The 24,085-nt window shown below is 33.0% G+C and carries 20 protein-coding genes and 3 tRNA genes; 12 read left to right on the forward strand and 11 right to left on the reverse strand.

Annotated features, from left to right (window positions below):
* Window positions 1-6: 6 nt before the first annotated feature.
* The 4 genes from ACEN2K_RS06720 to ACEN2K_RS06735 form a co-directional block, all read right to left on the reverse strand.
* Window positions 7-858, reverse strand: a complete 852-nt coding sequence (locus ACEN2K_RS06720) for an N-acetylglucosamine kinase (protein ID WP_441758561.1) — start codon at window positions 856-858, stop codon at window positions 7-9.
* 126 nt (window positions 859-984) lie between these two features.
* A complete protein-coding gene (gene gap, locus ACEN2K_RS06725) occupies window positions 985-1,989 on the reverse strand; it encodes a type I glyceraldehyde-3-phosphate dehydrogenase (RefSeq protein ID WP_441758562.1) in 1,005 nt (334 codons plus the stop codon).
* 67 nt (window positions 1,990-2,056) lie between these two features.
* Window positions 2,057-3,043, reverse strand: coding sequence for a 6-phosphofructokinase (gene pfkA / locus ACEN2K_RS06730; RefSeq protein WP_441758563.1), 987 nt, complete (start codon window positions 3,041-3,043; stop codon window positions 2,057-2,059).
* A gap of 351 nt (window positions 3,044-3,394) precedes the next feature.
* Complete coding sequence (locus ACEN2K_RS06735; protein WP_441758564.1) at window positions 3,395-7,822, reverse strand: translocation/assembly module TamB domain-containing protein; 4,428 nt, start codon at window positions 7,820-7,822, stop codon at window positions 3,395-3,397.
* A gap of 211 nt (window positions 7,823-8,033) precedes the next feature.
* Between ACEN2K_RS06735 and tsaD the strand changes: the two genes are divergently transcribed.
* The 9 genes from tsaD (at window position 8,034) to ACEN2K_RS06780 (ending at window position 16,190) form a co-directional block, all read left to right on the forward strand.
* On the forward strand, window positions 8,034-9,056 hold the full coding sequence (tsaD, locus tag ACEN2K_RS06740) for a tRNA (adenosine(37)-N6)-threonylcarbamoyltransferase complex transferase subunit TsaD (RefSeq protein WP_441758565.1): 1,023 nt from the start codon (window positions 8,034-8,036) through the stop codon (window positions 9,054-9,056).
* Window positions 9,057-9,059: 3 nt separating this feature from the next.
* Complete coding sequence (locus ACEN2K_RS06745) at window positions 9,060-9,767, forward strand: 16S rRNA (uracil(1498)-N(3))-methyltransferase (protein ID WP_441758566.1); 708 nt, start codon at window positions 9,060-9,062, stop codon at window positions 9,765-9,767.
* 48 nt (window positions 9,768-9,815) lie between these two features.
* Window positions 9,816-10,454 carry a DUF4159 domain-containing protein gene (locus ACEN2K_RS06750; protein ID WP_441758567.1) on the forward strand — a complete coding sequence of 213 codons (639 nt, stop codon included), beginning with the start codon at window positions 9,816-9,818 and terminating at the stop codon, window positions 10,452-10,454.
* A 5-nt stretch (window positions 10,455-10,459) separates the two neighbouring features.
* Window positions 10,460-10,963 carry a TrmH family RNA methyltransferase gene (locus ACEN2K_RS06755; protein WP_441758568.1) on the forward strand — a complete coding sequence of 168 codons (504 nt, stop codon included), beginning with the start codon at window positions 10,460-10,462 and terminating at the stop codon, window positions 10,961-10,963.
* A gap of 169 nt (window positions 10,964-11,132) precedes the next feature.
* The gene (locus tag ACEN2K_RS06760) at window positions 11,133-12,086 is read left to right on the forward strand and encodes a zinc metalloprotease (RefSeq protein ID WP_441758569.1); all 954 of its coding nucleotides are present in this window, start codon (window positions 11,133-11,135) and stop codon (window positions 12,084-12,086) included.
* A gap of 230 nt (window positions 12,087-12,316) precedes the next feature.
* Window positions 12,317-13,267, forward strand: a complete 951-nt coding sequence (locus ACEN2K_RS06765; protein WP_441758570.1) for a zinc metalloprotease — start codon at window positions 12,317-12,319, stop codon at window positions 13,265-13,267.
* A 79-nt stretch (window positions 13,268-13,346) separates the two neighbouring features.
* On the forward strand, window positions 13,347-14,438 hold the full coding sequence (locus ACEN2K_RS06770; RefSeq protein WP_441758801.1) for an AI-2E family transporter: 1,092 nt from the start codon (window positions 13,347-13,349) through the stop codon (window positions 14,436-14,438).
* A gap of 2 nt (window positions 14,439-14,440) precedes the next feature.
* Window positions 14,441-15,622: a THUMP-like domain-containing protein gene (locus ACEN2K_RS06775; RefSeq protein WP_441758571.1), complete on the forward strand. Its 1,182-nt coding sequence runs from the start codon at window positions 14,441-14,443 to the stop codon at window positions 15,620-15,622.
* Window position 15,623: 1 nt separating this feature from the next.
* Complete coding sequence (locus ACEN2K_RS06780; protein ID WP_441758572.1) at window positions 15,624-16,190, forward strand: hypothetical protein; 567 nt, start codon at window positions 15,624-15,626, stop codon at window positions 16,188-16,190.
* Here ACEN2K_RS06780 and ACEN2K_RS06785 read toward each other — a convergent pair whose 3' ends face one another.
* The 3 genes from ACEN2K_RS06785 to ACEN2K_RS06795 form a co-directional block, all read right to left on the reverse strand.
* Window positions 16,191-16,847 carry a M15 family metallopeptidase gene (locus ACEN2K_RS06785; RefSeq protein WP_441758573.1) on the reverse strand — a complete coding sequence of 219 codons (657 nt, stop codon included), beginning with the start codon at window positions 16,845-16,847 and terminating at the stop codon, window positions 16,191-16,193. It abuts the gene before it with no gap.
* 61 nt (window positions 16,848-16,908) lie between these two features.
* A complete protein-coding gene (locus ACEN2K_RS06790; RefSeq protein ID WP_441758574.1) occupies window positions 16,909-17,466 on the reverse strand; it encodes a nitroreductase family protein in 558 nt (185 codons plus the stop codon).
* 34 nt (window positions 17,467-17,500) lie between these two features.
* Entirely contained in the window at window positions 17,501-18,955 is a 1,455-nt protein-coding gene (locus tag ACEN2K_RS06795) for an NAD-dependent succinate-semialdehyde dehydrogenase (RefSeq protein WP_441758575.1), read from the reverse strand.
* A gap of 385 nt (window positions 18,956-19,340) precedes the next feature.
* On the opposite strand from ACEN2K_RS06795, the gene ACEN2K_RS06800 reads away from it, so the two are divergent.
* On the forward strand, window positions 19,341-20,009 hold the full coding sequence (locus ACEN2K_RS06800) for a response regulator (RefSeq protein ID WP_441758576.1): 669 nt from the start codon (window positions 19,341-19,343) through the stop codon (window positions 20,007-20,009).
* Window positions 20,010-20,150: 141 nt separating this feature from the next.
* Here the strand turns inward: ACEN2K_RS06800 and ACEN2K_RS06805 are convergent.
* The 3 genes from ACEN2K_RS06805 to ACEN2K_RS06815 form a co-directional block, all read right to left on the reverse strand.
* Window positions 20,151-20,224 (reverse strand) — tRNA-Arg (locus ACEN2K_RS06805).
* A 22-nt stretch (window positions 20,225-20,246) separates the two neighbouring features.
* Window positions 20,247-20,321 (reverse strand) — tRNA-Pro (locus ACEN2K_RS06810).
* Between the two features lie 50 nt (window positions 20,322-20,371).
* Window positions 20,372-20,455, reverse strand: a tRNA-Ser gene (locus ACEN2K_RS06815).
* 240 nt (window positions 20,456-20,695) lie between these two features.
* On the opposite strand from ACEN2K_RS06815, the gene ACEN2K_RS06820 reads away from it, so the two are divergent.
* Window positions 20,696-21,874 (forward strand): acetyl-CoA C-acyltransferase, encoded by a 1,179-nt coding sequence (locus tag ACEN2K_RS06820; protein WP_441758577.1) that lies wholly within the window; start codon window positions 20,696-20,698, stop codon window positions 21,872-21,874.
* Between the two features lie 78 nt (window positions 21,875-21,952).
* Window positions 21,953-22,714, forward strand: a complete 762-nt coding sequence (locus ACEN2K_RS06825) for a C40 family peptidase (protein ID WP_441758578.1) — start codon at window positions 21,953-21,955, stop codon at window positions 22,712-22,714.
* A 57-nt stretch (window positions 22,715-22,771) separates the two neighbouring features.
* Here ACEN2K_RS06825 and ACEN2K_RS06830 read toward each other — a convergent pair whose 3' ends face one another.
* The gene (locus tag ACEN2K_RS06830; RefSeq protein ID WP_441758579.1) at window positions 22,772-24,046 is read right to left on the reverse strand and encodes a tetratricopeptide repeat protein; all 1,275 of its coding nucleotides are present in this window, start codon (window positions 24,044-24,046) and stop codon (window positions 22,772-22,774) included.
* Between the last annotated feature and the right edge of the window lie 39 nt (window positions 24,047-24,085).

The following is a 24,085-nucleotide window of genomic DNA, read 5'->3' on the forward strand; positions in this document are numbered from 1 at the left end:
CTTTCATTATTTATTTGCTACATGATAAGCAATCAACCCATCAATAGGTCTTCTAAGTACATTTCCTAGCTGTAATTCATACTTGTCAAATGTTTGCTGTAATTCGTCTTTTAAGTAAAACGCAATTGAACCTACAAAATGAACGGGTACTTCCTTACAGTTTTCAAACTGTCTGATGTAATTTTTTACAAATGACTTCATCCCTTTAAAGATGATTTTTCTACAGAATTCATGGTCTTTATGCTGAATCAAAAATTTAGCAAACGTCGCTAAATAAGCATTTGGATTAGCCTCTTTATATAATTTACTTTTAATAAAATCAGGATCAAGGTTGTATTCTTTTTCAAATTCAACAGCTAATTCCTTGGGCATTTTATTGAAATAGTACTTTCTAATTAATTCTTTACCAAAAACATTACCACTACAATCATCCATTATGATATAACCCAATGATTGTACTTTTTGATGCAGTTCTTTCCCATCAAAGTAACTACAATTAGAACCAGTACCTAGAATAGAAACAATTGCTTTTTGCCCTTTTGGTGTTGTTGCATATACTGCAGCATAAGTATCTTCTTCTACAGAAACAATTGCATTAGAAAAATAGCTTTGAAAAGCTTGAGAGAGCATTACTTTCATTCTTTCTGTACCACATCCTGCACCATAGAAAAACAAATGTGTTGCATTTTTTTTATTTTGCAAAATATCAAAACGATCATTTAATCGTTCAATAATTTCTTCATTTTCAAGAATTTCAGGATTCAAACCTAACGTTTGAGTTGTAAATAATACTTTTCCATCATCATCTATCGCAATCCAATCGGCTTTGGTAGACCCACTATCAACAATTAATTTCATTTTTTTTGGTTTAAAGTTTTGGTTTCAAATCATACAGGCAATCATAGATTAAAACCAGCACAATTTAAGATAAAAAATAAAATCCCGCCAAAATATTTTTTGACGGGACTAAATCACTATATATTATTATTTTAAAGCAGAAATGTGTACCGCTAAGTCAATCAATTTACTTGAATAACCATATTCATTATCATACCAAGAGATGATTTTAAAGAAAGTAGAGTTCAATCCAATTCCAGCATTAGCATCGATAATTGATGTTCTTGAATCAGAAACGAAATCTTGAGAAACAACTAAATCTTCAGTGTATCCTAAAACACCTTTCATTGTAGTTTCTGAAGCTGTTTTCAATACTGCCATGATTTCTTCATAAGAAGTTTCTTTAGCAACTTTAACAGTTAAATCCACAGTAGAAACATCAGTAGTAGGAACACGGAAAGCCATACCGGTTAATTTTCCATTCAATTCAGGAATAACTTTTCCTACTGCTTTAGCAGCACCTGTAGATGAAGGGATAATGTTACATGATGCAGCACGTCCACCTCTCCAATCTTTTCTAGAAGGACCATCTGTTGTCATTTGCGTTGAAGTTGTAGCGTGTACCGTAGTCATTAATGCTTCAACAATTCCGAAGTTATCATTGATTACTTTTGCTAAAGGCGCTAAACAGTTTGTAGTACAAGATGCATTTGAAACAACAACATCACTAGCTAAAGCTTTATCGTGGTTTACACCCATTACAAACATAGGAGCATCAGCAGATGGCGCAGAAATAATTACTTTCTTAGCTCCACCAGTGATGTGAGCATTAGCCGTTTCTTTAGTTGTAAAGAAACCAGTACATTCAGCAACTACATCTACATCAACTTCATCCCACTTCAAGTTAGCTGGCTCTCTCTCAGCAGTAATTCTAATATTTTTATCATTTACATAAAGTTGTCCGTCTTTAACTTCAACTTTACCTGCAAAACGTCCATGAACTGAATCATATTTTAATAAGTAAGCTAAATGATCTACATCTAATAAATCGTTTATGGCTACTACCTCTACATTATCTCTATTGAAAGACTCTCTAAAAACGATTCTTCCTATTCTTCCAAATCCGTTTATTCCTAATTTTACTTTTGACATTTTTTTTAATTTTTATTATTAACGTATTAAAAAGTCTAATATACTCACTATAAACTTTACTCTATTTTTATGTTGACATGATGTCAGATACTCGTAACAATTCTCTATCAATCTCTGATTTTCCTTTAATTGCTTGTTCTAATGGGGTAAGATTTACTTTGTCATTTTGCAATCCAACCATATAGTTTGATTTTCCTTCTAACAAAGATTCCACAGCTTTAACACCTAACCTACTTGCTAAAACTCTATCAAAACATGAAGGTGAACCTCCACGTTGCATATGTCCTAATACTGAAACACGTACATCATACTCCGGTAAATTAGCTTCAACATAATCTTTTAATTCGAAAACGTTTTTACCAATTTTATCTCCTTCTGCGATGACAACGATACTGGATGATTTTCCTGATGCCTTACTTTTTTGCAAAGAATCTAACAATCTATCTAATCCTAAATCTTCTTCTGGAATAAGAATCTCTTCAGCACCAGCTCCAATACCTGCATTTAAAGCGATATGACCAGCATCTCTACCCATTACTTCAACAAAGAATAATCGGTTATGTGAACTAGCAGTATCCCTAATTTTATCAATTACTTCTACCACTGTATTCAATGCTGTATCGTAACCTAATGTATGGCTAGTTCCAAAAATATCATTATCGATCGTACCTGGAATCCCCATAACTGGAAAATCAAATTCGGTATTAAAAATCAAACCTCCTGTAAAAGTTCCATCTCCTCCAATAACTACTAAAGCATCAATTCCCGCCTTTAAAAGATTAGCGTGTGCTTTCTGTCTACCTTCTGGAGTTTTAAATTCAAGAGATCGAGCAGATTTTAAAACTGTTCCCCCTTTATTTACAATATTGTTTACACTACGAGGTCCCATTTCTTTGAAGTCTCCTTCAATCATTCCTTGATATCCTCTATAAATTCCTATACATTCAATGTTATGGTATGCGCAAGTTCTTACTACTGATCGAATAGCAGCGTTCATTCCTGGTGAATCCCCACCCGATGTCAAAACACCTACTTTTTTTATTGTTTTTGGCATTATTTAAGTATTAAAGTGTAAAATTAGCAAACATAACGCACTTAAAGCGATATGTTTACAATAAATTCGTAAAGTGTTCGAAATTCAAACGTTTTCGTTAATAAGTTTTCGAAAAACTGAAAAATAAGCAGTATTTTTTAACATAAGTTAAATTTTTGAATTATTATTTAACAATTAAGTATAAATAAATCAAATTTAACTAATTATAGATAGAATACTACAGCTATAATAATGCAGTTTTTATTTGGAGTATAAAACAAAACGACACCGTTTTTTAAAAAGCTTAGCGCCTTTTAAGAATCCAGAAGAGTAAAAGGCACTACATCTATCAAATAAGGGATACAATCACTTTTAATCTTCTTCAGGAATTACAGCTTCTGTATTTTTCTTAGGTGCCTCTTTCTTAGGCGTAGTAGGCTTAGTAAAATTAATGTATTCTGGAGATAAATTAGAATCTTGAAACTGATCTAAATACTGAGACGCAGTTCCTAGTTTTTGATTTTTAAAGATTTTATTCACGAGTTCTTTAAAAGTGTCAAAATCTACTTCATAAGTTACCCCAATTCCCTGAGTATACCCTATACCTTCTCCTATATAATTAATATCGTTCTCTCTATTAAACAATCTTAAATTTAGTGTCCCATCTTCGTTAACTCGGTACTGAACCTCCAAATCCCCTACAATTGCAGACTCATTGATTCCTCCAAAAGGCACCCCTAATTTACCATTAATGACAATTCTCTCGTTAATTTTAGAGGTAAAGGTAGCAATAACCCTTCCGTCAGTTTCCATTCCGATTCTTTTATCAGCAGGTGTATAATTCAACCCTACTTTAAATTTGTCATTCTCTGTTTGTAAAATTCCTCCTAACAAGCCTGAGGCTGTTTCAAATAAACTTCCTGAAAAATCAGACTGACTAACCCCCTCAGGACTTAAAAATCCACCAGAAGAGAGTAAGTACAGCGCTTGCGTTTGTCTCACATCCTTGTCGTTCAATTTGTATTGTATTTCTGATTTCAATACATTACTAACTGTTGGAAATTCTATATTAAAATCAGGCTCAGGACTTGCAAGGTCGCCACGTATACCAATAATAACTTCAACAGGTACCTTTCTATTAAAGGAAGAATTTTCCAGTAAAACAGCGGGGTTTGCAATTGTTTTATAAACTGCTTCTAGGTTTAACTGCGCACGCATCGGATTTCCTTCCCATGAAATAGATCCGCCTTTTTTAACATCAAATTTCTTATCAATAAATCCGCCATATTTAAAATTGTACGATCCTTCATATGGTTGAAAATCTCCCCACATGTTGAACTTTCCTAATGTATTGATCTTAAACAATAACGTTCCATATCCTTTCCCTTTCATACCATGACCTGAATTTCGATCTAAAATAACTTCTACTTCAGCATCTGGCGTGATGTCTAAATCAAACTCTAATTCTAGACCACCATATTTTCTCGTATTTTCTACAATACCCATCTTGATATTGTATTTTTCTTTTGGAGTTAAAAAGTGAATAAAATTATTATCACTTACACTTTCAGCATCATTTATAGGTATTTTCACAACAGTTCCTCGCTCAGATTTAGCATCAACTTTAATAAACAAGCTATTAGTAGGACCTTTAATAGTCGCATTACCATCAATAAACGCAGTACCATAGTAAGCTGCATCTTCTTTATCTTGCGTATCGAGAACCACTAATCTATTAGAATTAATAGAAAGATCTAATTTCCAATCTGCAAAATTGTTATGCTCTATACTTCCATTTAGAATACCCTTTGTATCGTATTTAGAGTCGGTTAAAGTGTTGTTTCTAAATAAGAACCTTTCATCAGCTAAGTCAATAATAGACCTATCACTCAGTTGGTAATCGACATTTAAGTAAGGAATGGTCATCCCCGCATTATCAACATACAGTCGGCCATTAATTTTCGGTTTTTTCAAATTTCCACCTATATTGGCATTACCTGTAACTAAACCTCTAATATTTGAAAGCACTTCTCCTCCTAACGAACCAAGAACGCCCAAATTAAATTTAGCCAGCTGCACCCTCATATCTAGTAACGTCTCTTTACCTACTATTTCAAAATTACCATTCGCACTAAACGATTCAACATTTTCATTTTCTATAAAAGAATTAATAGTAAATTTTTCAAGATTTTGATCTCCTTCAATATCAAAATTAAAAACTCCTAGATCCGTTTTATTGATATTTAGATGATCTATTACTATAGAGGCTGTGGGTTTATAAACTGCATTATTCTGTTTAAAATTCACCTCCCCATTGATATTTCCATTAAATACAAATTTATCGTCGGTGGGGGTTATTTTAAACAAATCAACGTCTTTAAAACTAAGTTTTAGATCTTTATTGGTATTGTCTTTAATTTTTCCTTGGAGTGAAATTGCTTGATCTTCATGCGACAGTATAATATCGTCTATGTTAAAGTTTCTAAAGGATTTGTCAAAAACAATTTGGTTATTAGGTGTATCTTCTTCATTTAAATACCATAAATAGTCTTTAAATTTCATTTCAGACTTACTAATTCCTACAACATTATCATTGTCTTTATTAATAGTATGGTACAAGTTTAAATTAAAATAATCTTCTCCTTTAGAACCACCTTTAAATTCTGATCGAAAGAATAAGGTGTCTTTCATAGTCACATTAATCAAACTAAAATCCCTAATTTTATAATACTTTGTTTTAATACTATCTAATTCTAAATAGGCATTATAAAGAGGATTTTTATTATCAATAGCGACCCTAATATTATCAAAAGTATTTTCGGAAGCAACAATTTGTGGAGAATTAAAATTAAGTTTAAATTCCTGAATATCTGACTTAATATTTCCTTTGACTATGGTATTTGATCCAATAGAAATTTCTGGATAAAAGATTTCGATTATCTTATTGTATATGGTAAAATTGAATTTCAGAAATTGTCCTTTATTTACCTTGTTGGGTTTAAAATTAGTATACAAACTACCCAAGGAATTTTTAACCAAATTTCCCAATTGCGCAAACTGGAATTTACCTATAATCTGACCTTCTACAATATCTGGAGAGTTAACTGTAATTGTTCGTATTCTCTCGTTATCAAAACTAGAATAGATATTAAAATCATCAAAGACATAAGTGTCTTTTTCATTTTGATAGGAAGTCTTTTTAATATAAACATTTCCCTGCAGGTTCTCAATTGTATTTCCAGTTACCTGAACTACAACATCTCCTTTAAATACAGATACAGAATCCTTTACTAGTTTTAGTTTATACAAGTCGGCATTTTCAACATTAATATGAAAATCATACTTATTATCCTTATTTGTTAAGTTTAATAAACCATCAAAGTTCATCGTTAAGTTAGGATCATTAACAGATATTTGCCCTTCATAATTTGGTGCCTTAAAATTTCCGTTAACTACTACATTAGTGTAGGTGTAATTATTAAAATCAATTTTAGTCACATCACCTTTCAAAGCTGTATTTAAATATTTTTCACTAAAACCTACGCCATCCACATCAACATTTAAACTCACCATTCCAAGATCTTTTCGATCTAATAATGTACCTAAGTCAAAGTCCTCTAATATAACATTACCTATATAAGAAGCCTTATCAATAAAGTCAATACTTTTCATACTAATAACCGACTGTACTTTACCCAGATCAGTTGCCATAGCAAAGTCGGCATCAATAAAACTTTGACTTAACTGGGTATTTCCTACGAGTGTAAAATAGCCTAATTTTTTAAGCTCAGTAGGTAGTTTTTTACCTAAAACATTTGGTAATATCCTAGCAAGATTAGTATAACTACTAGCTATCTTATTAAAGTTTCCAGTCATGTAAAAATCTTGTCCTTCTTTACCAAAAAGGTTTTTAAAATTGATTTCACCTTCTATTTGGGATTTATTAGAATCAACAAGTTTTAAATTTCTAACACTCAACTTATTTAAAGTTCCTTTAATAACTGCCTTAATATCAAAAAACTGGTTTTTCCCAAGTTCTTTATAAAAATGACGAATATCGTTAGTCGCTAATCGGGCTGTTTTTAATTTAATGTCAAATTGTACTTTATCATTAAAATTAGCAAAATCCTCAATTTTATAATGTAAGAATACATCACCCTTTATTTTTGATTCTTTGGTAGTGACATCAAGACTTTCCAATTTAATATTTTTCTTAGTGTAGCTAAAATTTGCACTTAAATTTGCCACATACAAACCACGATGATCTTGGAAAGACATTTTGTTTATAAAAGTCTTAACTGCAGGACCATATAGTAAAAAATCACTTATAGTAGCATTCAGTCTGGTGAAGTCGACATCTTTAGGTATTGCTTTATTTTCATCTGTTAAGATAAAATGTCCATCAGTAATGTAAGCTTTATTTGCTTTTAGCAAGAAATGTTTTCCAGAAGGTTTACCGGTATTAAATGCATTTATAAAATGATCAATATTAGTTTCCTTTTCATTTTTATAGGTTTTCAAATTGAATAACAAACCTTCTAGCCTAATATCTCCAAATATCAAATCGCCATCTAGGATTTTTTTTCCTTCTAAAATATTAGTGTTTATTATTTTAGAAAAAATCAATGTATCTTGATGATGATCTCTAATCATCACATTTTTAAACTTCACTCCTCCAAAAACAGAAACACGAACACCTTCAATAGCGATGTTTGTCCCAAAGTCTTTGTTTAAACTATTTGTAAAATGTTGTGCAATTTTTGTTTGGACGTACGGTATTGATAGTGCAATACCCAGCATTAGCAAAAGTAATATTAGCCCCAGAAATAGACGAAAAACTATTTTAATGAATTTTTTGATACTTTATATTGTTTTATTTTTTTTCTGAAATGTTATTTTGACCTAGAAAGGACGGCGCCTTTAATAAAAATTCTTTAATTTTGGCTGCGCCGTAAAATTAGAAAAATTAAAATTCGGTTTGTCAAATATAATTCAAAATTTGTGCCTTTTTATGCAAAATTCTAACGTTTTTATTCTTGCTATCGAAAGTTCGTGTGACGACACCGCAGCAGCAGTATTACATAACGATAAAGTACTCTCAAATGTTGTAGCCAATCAGCTAATTCACACGCAATATGGAGGAGTTGTACCTGAGTTAGCCTCTAGAGCGCACCAGCAAAATATCGTTCCAGTTATAGATGCAGCACTTCGTAAAGCAAATATCAAGAAAGAGCAGCTTTCTGCAATTGCGTTCACGCAAGGTCCTGGATTAATGGGATCACTATTAGTAGGAAGTTCATTTGCTAAATCGATGGCTATAGCGCTTAACATTCCATTAATTGCGGTGAATCACATGCATGCGCACATTTTAGCACACTTTATAGATGAAGAAGGGTTTGATAAACCAAACTTTCCCTTTTTAGCATTAACAATAAGTGGAGGTCATACACAAATAGTTAGAGTAGACGATTTCTTTGACATGACTATCATTGGTGAAACAACTGATGATGCGGTAGGCGAAGCTTTTGATAAAAGTGCAAAAATACTTGGCCTGCCCTACCCCGGTGGACCATTGGTGGATAAAAATGCACAATTAGGAGATCCTAAAGCCTTTCCTTTTACAAAACCAAAAGTAGCGGGTTTAGACTTTAGTTTTTCTGGTTTAAAAACTGCTATATTATATTTTATTCAAAAAAAGAAACTTGAAAATCCTGATTTTATTGCAGAAAATCTAAACGACATTTGTGCATCGATCCAGCATACCATTATCGAAATCTTGATGGACAAACTAAAATTAGCCGTCAAAGAAACAGGGATAAAGCAAATAGCTATCGGTGGCGGTGTATCTGCAAATTCAGGTATTCGTAAAACCTTAAAAGAAGCAGAAAAAAAATATGGATGGAAAACCTTCATTCCCAAATTTGAATACACAACAGATAATGCTGCAATGATTGGAATTGTAGGTTATCAAAAGTTTTTATCACAAAAATTTGAAACTGCAGCAGTGGTTTCTAAAGCACGTATACAATTTTAAATTATGCAATTATTTTACAATTCCAATATAGACGCATCTACAGAACAATTTACATTCGAAAAAGAAGAAAGCAAGCACATTATTAAAGTTTTACGAAAAAAAGATGGCGATATTCTTCATGTTACTAATGGATTAGGCTACTTGTTTGAAACCCAAATCACATTAGCTTCTGAAAACAAATGTACAGTTGAAGTATTGTCTGTAGAAAAGAAAGCAGAGGCACCATTTAAGTTGCACTTAGTAGTGGCTCCTACTAAAATGAACGATCGATACGAATGGTTTTTAGAAAAAGCCACGGAGATTGGAATCCATGAGATCACTCCTATTATTTGCGACCGATCAGAAAGAAAAGTTATCAATAAGGATCGATTCGAAAAGATTATTTTGACCGCTATGAAGCAATCTAATGAATTATACCTACCTAAACTAAATGATGCTGTAACATTTAAAGAATTTTTTAAAGAAACTATTGGCGGTCAAAAACTGATTGCTCACTGTGAAGAGACCGATAAAAAAACCTTGAAGTCTGTACTTAAACGAAATCAAGATGTAACCATATTAATTGGACCTGAAGGTGATTTTTCAGAAAAGGAAATTGCTTTGGCTCTCGAAAATGAATTCTCAGCAGTGTCTTTAGGAAACACGAGATTAAGAACAGAAACTGCTGCTGTTGTTGCCTGCCATAGTGTTGTATTTATTAATGAAAAATAATTTTTTCACTAGTTTAACAACTTTGAAACTTTACTAAAAGTATGCTGTATGAAAAAATGGTATCTGATGATTTTACTTTGCTCGATGCACTCTTTTGCACAAGAGATTGCCTTGGTAAAATATGGAGGCGGTGGAGATTGGTATGCTAATCCCACCTCCTTACCTAATTTGATAAAATATTGTAATACTAATATTAATACAGCTATTGCTACTAAACCTGCAACCGTAGAACCTAGTAGTCCCAATTTATTTTCCTACCCTTTTATCCATATGACTGGTCACGGAAACGTTATTTTTAGCGACGCTGATGTGAATAACCTAAGAAAGTACTTGCTTGCTGGTGGATTCCTGCATATTGATGACAATTATGGTATGGATCAATTTATTCGAAAAGAAATTATAAAAATTTTTCCAAAAAATAGTTTAGTCGAAATACCTACTAGCCATCAAATATTCCAAAAGCCCTATCTATTTTCTAATGGATTACCTAAAATTCATGAACATGATGGAAAAAGACCGCAGGCTTTTGGTATTTTCATTGAAAACAGACTTGTTCTGCTCTATACGTATGAATGTGACCTTGGTGACGGCTGGGAAGATCCGGAAGTCAATAATGATCCACTAGCCGTGCGAGAAAAAGCATTAAAAATGGGCGCAAACATAATAAACTACATCTTTAATAATTAATCAGTGTGCAGCTAAATCATCAAGAAAATCAATTTAAAAGTAAAACATTTCCCATCACGATTGTATGTGATCATATTTATTTTCAGCAAAATATAGGTTCTCTTTTTAGAATTGCTGAAGCATTTGGTGTTGAAAAAATGATCTTTGTAGGAAAAGACATTCCGCTTAACCCTAGAAAAATAAACAAGACCTCACGCAGCACCCATCTTCATGTCCCGTATATAGTAATGGAAGAAACCGCCACAGTTGTAACATTATTACAAGAAGAAAACTATGAAGTTATTGCACTCGAAATTACAAACACAAGTAAACCTTTAAGAGAAGTCATTATCCCGCCTTCAAAAAAAATAGCTTTAATTCTTGGTAGCGAAATTAGTGGCGTGGATGAAAACCTCTTAGCAATTGCAAATCAAATTGTCCATATTCCGATGTTTGGACAAAATAGTAGCATGAATGTAGTGCAAGCAGCAAGCATATCTTTGTATGAATTTACTTTCAAAATATGTTAAATATTTTGTAGCTATTTTTTCAAAATCCTTATAAAATAAGGCTCCTTAAAATTTTGTTAATTAGCGGCTCATTTTTTTTATTTAAAAATTTTTTTATATAATTATTTAGTTATAAAATTGCCGAATGATTTCCCCAAATCATATTTTATTAACATAACCTACATTAATTATGAAAAAAATTCTTTTTTCTGCAATGGCACTTATGATGCTATTCTCTTGTCAAAATGACAATTCTTCAGAGTCAGGGACTCTAGAAACTAGTGCAATTGCACAACGCAAATGTGCTGCTCAAGATGTTCTTGAAGCACAAATGAAAGCTGATCCCACTTTAGCTTTAAGAATGAATCAAATTGAAGCTTTTACGCAAAAAGCTATGCTAAATGGTCGATTAGTAAATGGCAAAGTCGAAATTCCTGTTGTGGTAAATGTACTTTATAGAACTTCTGCAGAGAATATTTCAGATGCCCAAATTCAATCTCAAATTGATGTATTGAATGAAGATTACAATGCTCAAAACGATGATTTCAACCAAGTTCCAGCAGCTTTTTCAGGAGTAAAAGCTAATGTCGGTATCACTTTCGTTTTAGAATCTATCATCAGAAAATCTACAACAAAAACCTCTTGGGGAACGACAGACAAAATGAAAAAAACAGCTCAAGGAGGAATTGCTCCTACATCGCCAACAACAAAACTAAATATGTGGGTTTGTACGATCGGTGGTGGTATTTTAGGTTATGCTCAATTTCCTGGAGGTTCTTCTGCAACTGATGGAGTAGCAATTGACTCTAAATACTTCGGATTGTCTGGATCAGCTAATGCACCCTATAACTTAGGAAGAACAGCAACTCATGAAGTGGGTCACTGGATGAACTTACGTCATATTTGGGGTGATGCTACATGTGGAGATGATTTAGTATCAGATACACCAACACACAATACTGCCAACTACGGTGTTCCTGCATACCCACATTACAGTACCTGTTCTGGTACTCCTATCGAAATGACAATGAACTATATGGATTATACGGATGATCCAGGAATGTACATGTTCTCAAATGGACAAAAAAGCAGAATGGCTGCAATCTTTGTTTCTGGCGGACCTCGATCAGGATTCGGTATCTAAAAGTATAAAATTTTAACTAATTTAAAACTCGCTACTCAAGTAGCGAGTTTTTTTTTTAGTATGCAGCAGAATTTTAAAAAAAAGACTAACAACTAAATATTAGCTGAGTTAAAACTACTCGTTTTAACATAATTTTAAAGTTTTTTTTAGTTATTTTTTTGTTTTTTAAAATAAATGTTATAAAATTGTGACTCTATTAACCCAAATCAATAATTTATAACAAACCTATTATGAAAAAGATTTTATTATCCGCCATGTCAGTTATGCTGCTTTTTTCTTGTCAAAACGAACAAACAGAAAACTCAGATTTAAGCGCAAAAACGGTTAACCAGCGGAAGTGTGCTTCACAAGATGTTCTCGATGCACAGCTTGCTGCCGACCCAACGCTTGCTTTACGAATGAACCAAATTGAAGCTTTTACACAAAAAGCTAAATTAACTGGCCGTCTAGTGAATGGCAAAATTGAAATACCAGTTGTAGTGAATGTACTTTATAGAACCGCTGCTGAAAATATATCTGATGCTCAAATTCAGTCTCAAATTGATGTACTGAATGAAGATTTCAATGCACAAAACTCGGATTATAACAATGTCCCTTCATTATTTGCAGGAGACAAAGCTAACGTAGGAATCTCTTTTGTACTAGAAACGATTAATAGAAAATCTACTAAAAAATCTTCTTGGGGAACTAGAGATACTATGAAAAACGGAAAAAGAGGAGGTATTGATGCTACCTCACCAACTACAAAACTTAATATGTGGGTATGTACTATTGGTGGCGGAATTTTAGGTTACGCACAATTCCCAGGAGGTTCTGCTGCAACTGATGGAGTGGCTATAGATTCTAAATACTTTGGATTATCTGGATCTGCAAATGCTCCTTACAATTTGGGAAGAACAGCCACTCATGAAGTAGGTCACTGGATGAACTTACGCCATATTTGGGGAGACGCAACATGTGGAGACGATTTAGTAGCAGACACACCTACACACAATACAGCTAATTACGGTATTCCTGCTTACCCTCATTACAGTACATGCTCAGGAACTCCTGTAGAAATGACTATGAATTACATGGATTATACGGATGATCCAGGAATGTACATGTTTACTAATGATCAAAAAAGTAGAATGGATGCATTATTTGTATCTGGAGGCGCTAGATCAGGTTTCGGTATCTAATAATAAAAAGCTTAAATAATCTAAAAACTCGCTACATGTTAGCGAGTTTTTTTATATTTATAACCTAAATATAAAAATGATGATTTCATCAAAAATAATATCTAATGGCATCTTAAGAGCCATTGCCACACTGGTTATTGTTAGCTTAGGTCTCTACCTCCTATATCAAATTCAATCTGTTTTAATTTATTTAATTGTATCGCTGATACTTACTCTTATAGGATATCCTATTTTAGATTTTTTAAAAAAACGTTTAAAATTCAACCATACCTTCGCAACTATTGTGACCGTCTTTCTGTTTGTAGTTATTATAGCAGGCTTTATAATGATGTTTGTGCCTTTAATAATAAATCAAGGAGCTAATCTCTCACTTCTTAACACAAGTGAAATAGAGCAAAATTCAATCCAATTAATTAATCAGATAAATAGCTTTTTTGAAAGTCATCATATCGATTCTTCAAAAATTTTAAAAGAAGCTGATATCACTTCCAAAATTAATTTTAAGCTAATTCCTAACTTCTTAAATGCGATTGTAGGAATGCTTAGTAGTTTTGGTATGGCCTTAGCTTCTATTCTATTCATAACCTTCTTCTTTCTTAAAGACCGCAAGTCTTTTATCAAAACAGCAAGGCAATTAATACCGGACAGTCATGAAGATCAAATATTAAATTCTATTGAAAAAATTAACCAATTACTATCACGCTATTTTATAGGTTTATTAATTCAGCTCTTTATTGTTTTCGTTTTATACTTAATCATATTACTTATTTTTGGCATCCCTAATCCTATAGTGATTGCATTTCTTTGTGCCGTTTTAAATATCATTCCTTACATAGGACCGCTAATCGCATCTTTACTAGCAGCTGCATTAACTATGCTAGCCAATTTAGGGAGTGATTTTCAAAGTGAAATTTTACCAACAACAATATATGTACTTATAGGATTCTGGATTGTGCAAATTATTGATAACAACTTATCACAGCCCATCATTTTTTCTAAAAGTGTCAGTTCACATCCACTAGAAATCTTTTTAGTAATTTTAATTGCGGGGTTTCTATTTGGCGTTTTAGGAATGATCGTTGCGGTACCTCTTTTTACGATGATAAAAGTTGTTGCCAAAGAATTCTTTCCAGAAAACAAAGTAATACAGTTACTCACAAAAAATATTTAATCTTGGATCAAAAGTTATTAGATAAGAAGGTACAGGAATTTATATCTGCACAGGTGACGACCCCTATTGCAAAATTAGCACTTCAAAAAAACCCTTTTCCTGATATTGAATGGGTAGCACTAGTAAAACAAATTGAAGCAAAAGCCAAAGCGAAAGATAAACTTCCGAGATGGTTCGAAACAGAAAATATTATTTACCCTTCAAAAATTTCGGTAGAACAAACTTCTTCTGAGAGGACAGCTGAATATAAAAGTACTCTAGTCAATGGTGAAAATTTAATTGATTTGACCGGTGGTTTTGGTGTTGATGATTACTACTTTTCTAAAGAAGTAAACCAAGTGGTTCATTGTGAAATAAACAGTGAATTATCGGCTATCGTTAAACATAATTTCGAGCAGTTAAAATGCCAAAACATTCAGTGTTATCAAGGAGATAGCATAGAGACACTCCAAAAATTAAATACAAAATGGGACTGGATTTACATTGATCCTTCAAGACGTAGCGACATAAAAGGCAAAGTGTTTCTTTTAAAGGACTGCTTGCCTAATGTACCTGAACATCTCGATACCTATTTTAAACATACCACATCTATACTGATAAAAACAGCCCCATTATTAGACATCGCTGCAGGCCTATCAGAATTAAAAAACGTAAAAACAGTTCATATTGTCGCCTTAGAAAACGAAGTCAAAGAACTTTTATGGGAGCTGCATAAAAATTATCAGGGTAAAGTTGAAATTAAGACTGCCAATATATTAAAAGATAAAATTGATTATTTTGATTTCACTATAACTACTGAAGAAAACATTCCTAGCTATTCTTTGCCTCAAAAATTTTTATACGAACCTAATAGTGCTATTATGAAATCAGGTGGTTTTAACGAAGTGGCAATACAATATCAATTAAGTAAATTACACAAACACTCCCATCTCTATACCTCTGATAATTTAGTATCATTTTCAGGTAGAGTTTTTGAAATCATAAATTGCTTTCCTTACACTAAGCCAGAAATGAAATCCTATTTAGAGAATGGTAAAGCAAATGTTACTACGCGAAATTTTCCAGAAACCGTAGAAAATATTCGAAAAAAATGGAAAATTAAAGACGGAGGAAATATATATTCTTTCTTTACAACTGATGAAAATAACAATAAAATAGTTTTAATTTGCAACAAAATATCCTAAAATGAAACAGCTTCTTATTATCGCCTTCCTTTTTATATCTAATTTAATTTTTTCACAAAAACCATGTGATTATAGTGTGAATATCAGTGACAGTCTGGGTACCTACAAAGTAACCAAAGAGTACATGATTTCTGAAAAACATTTTGCTGGAAACTCAAATTATATCTTTTTTTCTTTAGCATCTACTGATGGCCTGCCTACATTAAATGTTCAGTTTATTCAAAAAAGTAAAGAATTTATGAAGGCTAATTGCTTTGATAAAAACTCTAAATTATACTTACAGCTACAAAATGGAAAAGTAATTACGTTATTGCATATAGATCAAGAAAATTGCGGCAGCATGATTCGCGATGACAAAGGATTTGATAATAGAGTAATGACAGGAATATTTATGTTTGTAAAAGGTAGTTTTGAAGAACTTAAAAAATCACCTATTTCATTAATGAGAATAAAATCTTTGACAGAAAGTAACGATTACGTAATTCAAAAGGAGTTCACCTCTGAATTAAATAGTCAAGTGTACCACCCTGAAAATTATTTTATTGATGCTATAAACTGTATTGAATAGTTAGTTGCAGTTCCACTTTTCATTAGCTACTTTATCCTTTAATCCTACTTTTAAATTGTAGTGCCACCATTCTGAGTCAAATGAATTAAAACCAGACGACAGCATCACTGATTTCAATAACTGCCTATTAGATTTAATTTTTTTAGATAGATTAAGGTAATCATGGCTAGCTTCAATCCCGAAAAAGTCAAACGAGGTACCCATGTCTAGTTCTTTTCCAAAACGATCTACTAAAGTGATGTCAACAGCTCCTCCTCTATTGTGGATAGAACCTTTAGCAGGATCAGCTACATACTTAGGATTTGAAACTATTTCCCACATTTTTTTTTGAATATCCAGCGGGCGATAGCAATCATATATTTTGATTCGGTAGCCTTTTTTAGTAAATTTTTTATTTGCTTCAACAAAAGCTTTTACTGTTTTAAGACGTAAATAACATTCGGCACATTCATAGACTTTAGCCTTTAGAAAATTGTCCTCAGTGGCATATTTCATATCATAGACAAAATCATTACTGTAGTCCTTCAGATTGACAAAGGTGGTATCATTTACTGCTGCTGCAGTTTTTGTATTTGTGTTTAGACTTTGCTGGGCTTTACAAGACCAAAATACAGAACAACTCACTAAGAGTACAAAAATATTGCGATAGGTATTCATAACTAGTATTTTATTTTTAAAAGTAACTAAACTAAATAGTTTTTAAAAGAAATAGCTGTTTTTATTGTAACCAAGTCACTTTATCCTCGATTGCACCGGGAGTTCTATCGGGTGATGGCGTGTGATAATACCCCATATAGAAAAAGCCTAAACATTTTTCACCATCCTTAAAATCAAAAAAGCTTCCCATTTCATCAATTAAAGCAGGTGAACTCCAGTAGGAACCTATCTCTAAATCAGTAGCCACTAACCACATATTTTGAACAGCCATTGCTACCGCTGCTACTTCTTCCCATTCCGGTACCCTTTCTTTTGCATCTTTTTGCATACAAATTGCAATGATAGCTGCTGCTTTCTTAGGGTTCTCTTTTAGTTTGTTGTATTTAAATTCAGAAAATGTAGTTGCCGTCTCTTTGAATTTTTCAGCTAAAAACTCCCCCAATCTTGCTTTAGCGTCACCAGAAATCACTTTAAAACGCCAAGGTTCTGTTTTCTTGTGTGTAGGCGCCCAATTTGCCGCTGCTAAAATTTGATTAATTATATCTTTGGGTATTTCCTTATCAATATATTGATCGGGCATTACTGATCTTCTCGCCCTTATAAGCTTCTGTATTTCCATACTATTATAATCTATATTTTATTATGTATTTTATTTATTCAACCCCACCAAAACATAAATATTTAATCTCTTGGTAATCCTCCATTCCATACTTAGAACCTTCTCTTCCAAAACCGCTTTCTTTAATACCTCCAAAGGGAGCGACAGTTGTAGATATAAGTCCTGTATTTATACCCACCATTCCATATTCTAATGCTTCAGCTACTCGCCAAATTTTGGCATAATCTCTTCCGTAAAAATAAGATGCTAAGCCAAAAGGAGTATCATTGGCTTGGTCGATAACCTCTTCTTCGGTTTTGAATTTAAAAATGGAAGCTACAGGTCCAAAAATTTCTTCATGAAACAACAGCATATCCTTATTAACATTTGTCAAAATAGTAGGTTCAAATACAAGTGAGTCCGGAATTCTTTTCCCGCCAATTACTAAATTTGCACCTTTGCTTCGAGCATCTTTTACAATTTCTTCTACAAATGCAACCGCTTTTTCTTCTATTAATGGCCCTATAATAACATCTTTTTCAAACCCATTACCAATCTTCATTTCTTTGACCCTAGCCGTCAACTTTTTGACAAAACTGCCATAAACCGATTCTTGCACATAAAATCTATTTGTACATACACAGGTTTGGCCTGCATTTCTATATTTAGAAATCATCGCACCTTCTACAGCTGCATCAATATCAGCATCTTCAAAAACGATGAAAGGTGCATTTCCTCCTAGTTCCATAGAAACTTTCTTAACTGTCGCAGCGCATTGTGCTAACAATATTTTTCCAACAGCTGTTGAGCCTGTGAAAGATAATTTTTTTACAATTGTACTCTTACACAATTCTTTCCCTATCAAGCTAGAGTCGCTCCCTGTTACAATATTAATCACTCCAGCTGGAATTCCAGCCTCTTCTGCTAAAACTGCTAAAGCCAGCGCAGACAAAGGTGTTAACTTTGGAGGTTTAATAACGACAGTACAACCTGCAGCTAGAGCAGGTGCCACCTTTCTTGTAATCATTGCGTTTGGAAAATTCCAAGGCGTAATCAGAGCCACTACTCCAATGGGTTGTTTTAACGTTATAATTCTTTTATCTCTTTGATGTCCAGGGATAACGTCTCCATACCCTCTACGAGCTTCCTCAGAAAACCATTCTACAAAAGAAGCTCCGTATTTAATCTCTCCAATTGCTTCTTGTAATGGTTTACCTTGCTCCCAAGTCAGTATTTTACCTAAATCCTCAGCATGCTCAATCTGTAAATCAAACCATTTCCTTAGTAACCCAGCCCGTTCTGTTGCAGAGGTTTTTTTCCAGTCAATAAATGCAGTATTAGCCTTTTCTATAGCTTTTTGGACTTCGATAGCACTACAGTCAGCTACATTGGCAATCACTTCATTGTTAAAAGGATTTTTAACTTCAAAAGTTAATTGTGAGTTAGCTGCTACCCATTGACCATTAATAAATGCTTTGTCTCTAAGAAGTTTTGGATTATTTAATTTCATACGTAACCATTTAAAATAATTAATAGCAATAGAAGAAATGTTTATCTGGCCTAATTCAGCTAATTCCTCCTTTTATGTAAAAATAAATCCCTTTTGTTATTATAAATACTTTTAGCAGTTAAACTATTCCTAAAACTGCTTTACAGTATCTACACCATCAGAGCTTTTTCATTTGGACTAGTTACAAATTATTTAGAAAATTAATTTTCCCACTAGCCATTGTACAGTTACCAATTCTCCACTATTCCTTGTGAACAAAAAAAATATCATAATGCGGGAAACCGTATTCAAGCAACAATCGAAAGTAGTACTTTTGAAGCTCTAGATAGAACAACTTTAAGCCAATAGTTAATTTCTAAATAATAAAAGTAAAAAAATATAGTATATGTTTACAAAAGTGATAATTGCTGATGATATTGATTTTAATGATGTAGGCGCAGCTCAAGTACTGAAAGAACTTAACGTAGCCACAATCGATTATGCTAAATACTGTGATGAAGCCTTGTTAAAAATAAAAAAATCATTTATTGATAATGAACCATACGAGTTACTCATAACCGATTTATCGTTCAAAGCGGACCATCAAGTAAATAAACTGAATTCTGGAGAAGAGTTAATAGATGAAGTGAAAAAATTGTTTCCTTCTATAAAAATTATTGCATTCTCCATTGAAGACAGGCCTTATAAAATTAAACTTTTATTTGATCAGTTTCATATTGACGGCTATGTAATGAAAGGACGAAATACAATCTCTGAACTTAAAACTGCTATAACAAAAGCTTTTTTAAATGACACGCTTACTAAAACACCAGAACTCAATCATATCTTACAAGACAAGACTACAAACGAGATAAACGATTATGATGTGCAGATAATTAAACACCTGTCATGGGGAATTGCGCAGGAAAAAATGGAAGAAGAGTTTAAGAAAGCCGGAATTACTCCTCACAGTAAAAGCTCCATTGAAAAACACATTAACAAACTCAAGATATATTTTAAAGCTAATAACACAGTACATCTTGTAGCAATGGCAAAAGACTTAGGCATAATTTAAATAACCTCATACAAACTAAAAAACTCCTATGGGAGTTTTTTGTTTATTCATAACAGTACTTCTTTTCCAGTTTTCTAATTGTCATTGCTAATGCAAAAGTATAAAATACAAAAAACCCACTGAAAACAGTGGGTTTTTAAGTGAAGGCAGAAGGATTCGAACCTTCGACCGCCTGCTTAGAAGGCAGGTGCTCTATCCAGCTGAGCTATGCCTCCATTGCTCGTGTAAATAATCTAGTCGGGGTGGCAGGATTCGAACCTGCGGCCTCCTGCTCCCAAAGCAGGCGCGATAACCGAGCTACGCTACACCCCGAAAAACAAAACATTCTTTTTTAATATTTTACATCCCTATAAAATAATAAGCGGAGGGACAGGGACTCGAACCCTGGCACCGATCACTCGATGACAGTTTAGCAAACTGCTCCATTACCACTCTGGCACCCCTCCAAGCTCAGAGAACGTGTCTCGTTTTGCGGTTGCAAACTTAAGACATGTTTGAGTTTCTCACAACTATTTTTGCGATTTTTTTTAATGTTTTTGCACATTATTTTAAAAACTATTCACAATCAAACATATAGCAACAAATTAATTTTAGTTTTATTTTAATCAAAATATAATACGGCGATGAAAATCAGATTTTGTCCAAAAATGTTTAAATTTGCTACATAAACCAACATTATATAAGTTATGAACAAAAGAGTTGTTATCGTTTCTGCCGTTAGGACACCTATCGGAAGTTTTATGGGGGGATTATCTACAGTATCAGCACCAAAATTAGGGGCTATTGCTATTAAAGGAGCTTTAGATAAAATAAATTTAGATCCAAAATTAGTTGATGAAGTTTTTATGGGCAACGTAGTTCAGGCTGGTGTAGGACAAGCTCCTGCGCGTCAAGCAGCTATTTATGCTGGCTTAGCCGAAACTGTTGCTTGCACTACCATAAATAAAGTTTGCGCTTCTGGAATGAAGTCGGTTATGCATGCAGCACAAGCTATTCAATGTGGCGATGCTGAAATTGTTGTAGCAGGTGGTATGGAAAACATGAGTATGATTCCGCATTACATGCATTTACGTACAGCAACAAAATTTGGTCCAGCAACTATGGTTGATGGAATGCAAAAAGACGGACTTACAGATGCCTATGACAACAACGCAATGGGAGTTTGCGCTGACTTATGTGCTTCTGAATACAAGTTCAGTAGAGAAGATCAAGATAATTACGCTATTCAATCATACAACCGTTCGGCTACAGCTTGGGAAGCTGGGAAATTTGACAATGAAATCGTTCCCGTTGCCGTTCCACAAAGAAAAGGAGATCCTATAATCATCTCTAAAGATGAAGAATTTACCAATGTTAAAATTGACAGAATCCCTACACTTAACGCTGTTTTCACAAAAGAAGGAACAGTTACTGCAGCTAATGCCTCAACAATAAATGATGGTGCAGCAGCACTAATATTAATGAGCGAAGAAAAAGCATTAGAATTAGGTTTAAAACCTTTAGCTTATATAAAAAGTTATGCTGATGCGGCACAGGAACCAAAATGGTTTACAACAAGTCCATCAAAAGCATTACCAAAAGCACTAGACAAAGCTGGAATTTCAATCAACGATGTTGACTATTTTGAGTTTAACGAAGCTTTTGCTATTGTAGGTTTAGCCAATTCAAAAATCCTAGGATTAGATAATGATAAAGTAAACGTTAATGGTGGTGCTGTTTCATTGGGTCATCCTTTAGGATGCTCAGGAGCTAGAATCATTGTTACCTTATTAAATGTTCTAGAACAAAACAACGCTAAAGTTGGAGCCGCAGCCATTTGTAATGGAGGTGGAGGAGCTTCTGCTATTATTATTGAAAGAGCCTAAATAATTATAAATTTTCGGAGTAATGCTTTTGATACAATTAAATTTAAAGCATTGCTCCAAACTCATAAAGAAAGTTAAATGTTCGGAATTTGTAATCTGGCTATAATCCCACTTCGCTTCGAAGCAAGTGATAAAAGCGAAATTGTTTCTCAACTACTATTTGGAGAACATTTTAAAGTTATAGAACAATCAAAACAGTGGTATCGCATAAAAATGGGATATGATGGCTATGAAGGCTGGATTGACTCTAAACAATGCCAACTTATTTCTGAAACCAATTACAACTTACTATCTGAGGATACTATAATTTTGAATGCTGATTTGATCGAATACATCACCGGTCCATCAAATTTATTAATGCCTATTCCATTAGGTTCTTCATTATCCTTTTTAAACCATAGTGAAATCAATACGGCTAAATTTGATTTTGAAGGAACTAAGGTAAATGGAGTAAAAGAGAAGAAACACCTTATCAACACTTCTTTCTTATATCTAAATGCACCCTATTTATGGGGAGGCAAAACTCCTTTTGGAATTGACTGTTCTGGTTTCACACAAATGGTTTACAAACTTAATGGTTATAAGCTTTTAAGAGACGCATCAGAACAAGCAACTCAAGGAGAAGCTTTAAGTTTTATTGAAGAAAGTGAGCCTGGGGATTTGGCCTTTTTTGATAATGACGAAGGAAACATTATCCATGTAGGCATTATTATGGAGAACAACTACATCATTCACGCTAGTGGAAAAGTAAGAATCGACAGGCTAGATCATCTAGGAATCTACAATGCCGAAACTAATAAACACACGCACAAGCTTAGAGTTATTAAGAAAATAATTTAATCATAAAAAAAACCTATCTTATTCAGATAGGTTTTTTTTATATTCAATCAATTAGAACTATTGATTCATTTTAGCTTCTAATGCTTTTTTCTCAGCAGTCATTTCTAATGCACTGTAAACCCCTAAAAGAGTTCTTGATACATCTTCATTTTTTGGATCCACTTCTAGAGCTTTAACAAGGTAAGGTATCGCTCCTTTAAAAACATTTTGTCTTTGTGTTTTCAAAACAGCATAACGCTTCATGTCTTTATCAGAAGTTCCTAATTTATTCATTTCATCAATAATTGGCTTTTCGTTTTCTAACTTCAAAGCTGCCATATTAATATAAGCATTCAAATATTTAGGGTTAATTTCAATTGCTTTAGCATAATACTTTTCAGCATCAGCAGTATTTTTAGCATTTGCACTAAGTACACCTAAATTAAAGATCAAATCAGCATCGTTTGGATTTTGAACCAATACTTCGTTGATTAACTTTTTATATGTTTCATAATCTTTAGTCTCTAAATATAAATTAGCCTCTGTTAAAAGTAATGAAGAATCCTCAGGATTAGCTTTTCTAGCATCAGCAATCGCTTTTTTAGCCTCATCAATTTTACCGTTTTGAACCAAAATCAAAGCAATATTTTTATATATTTCTCCTCTTTTAGAAGGTAAAACCTCTGTTGTTGGCTTTTCGTGAGTTCCCATTTTCACCATTCTATCTCTCTCTTGAGCAGTTTTAAAAAGATCCTCTTCTCCAGACAGTTTATTTACTGCTAAATAATTAGTTCCTTTTCCAGAATAGTTCATTGTTTTTAACTCATTATACAACTTCAACGCATTATCATAATCTTGTGCATTAATGTAAGTAGATGCAGCGTAATACAAGTTTAAGGTGTCTTTTTTATCTAATAAATAAGCATCGTATAATTTCTTAGCACCTGTTGCATGCTTCTCCGCTTTTGAATCAGCAATAGCATTGTTAATCAATTTGTATTTGATTTTTGTAATAGAGTTAGCTGCCTCAGTTGAATACTTAGATTTACCTGAAGCTTTTTCAGCATCAATTAAATTCAAATAAGCTGCAGAAGCTAGCGACAAGTTTTTATCTGCTTCGATATTTTTATCAGCTAATTCTAAATAAGCATTTCCTTTTACAAAGAAAAACTGCGCTTTCTCAGAATCAGATGCATTTGCAATTAGCGATTCAGCCCCTTGTAAAATAGTTACAGCCTCTTTAGCTTCTCCTTTTTTAAGAGCTTTCTCAGCAGCTTTGATTTCATCTTTTTGAGCAAAAGTAGCTACTGATACCAATAAAGCTGATGCAAGTATTACATATTTACCTTTCATAATATTCCCTTTTTGTTTAAAATTATTCTTTTTTATTAT

Origin of the sequence: Flavobacterium sp. W21_SRS_FM3, assembly GCF_052113625.1 — a bacterium.
In the GTDB taxonomy this organism is placed as follows: domain Bacteria; phylum Bacteroidota; class Bacteroidia; order Flavobacteriales; family Flavobacteriaceae; genus Flavobacterium.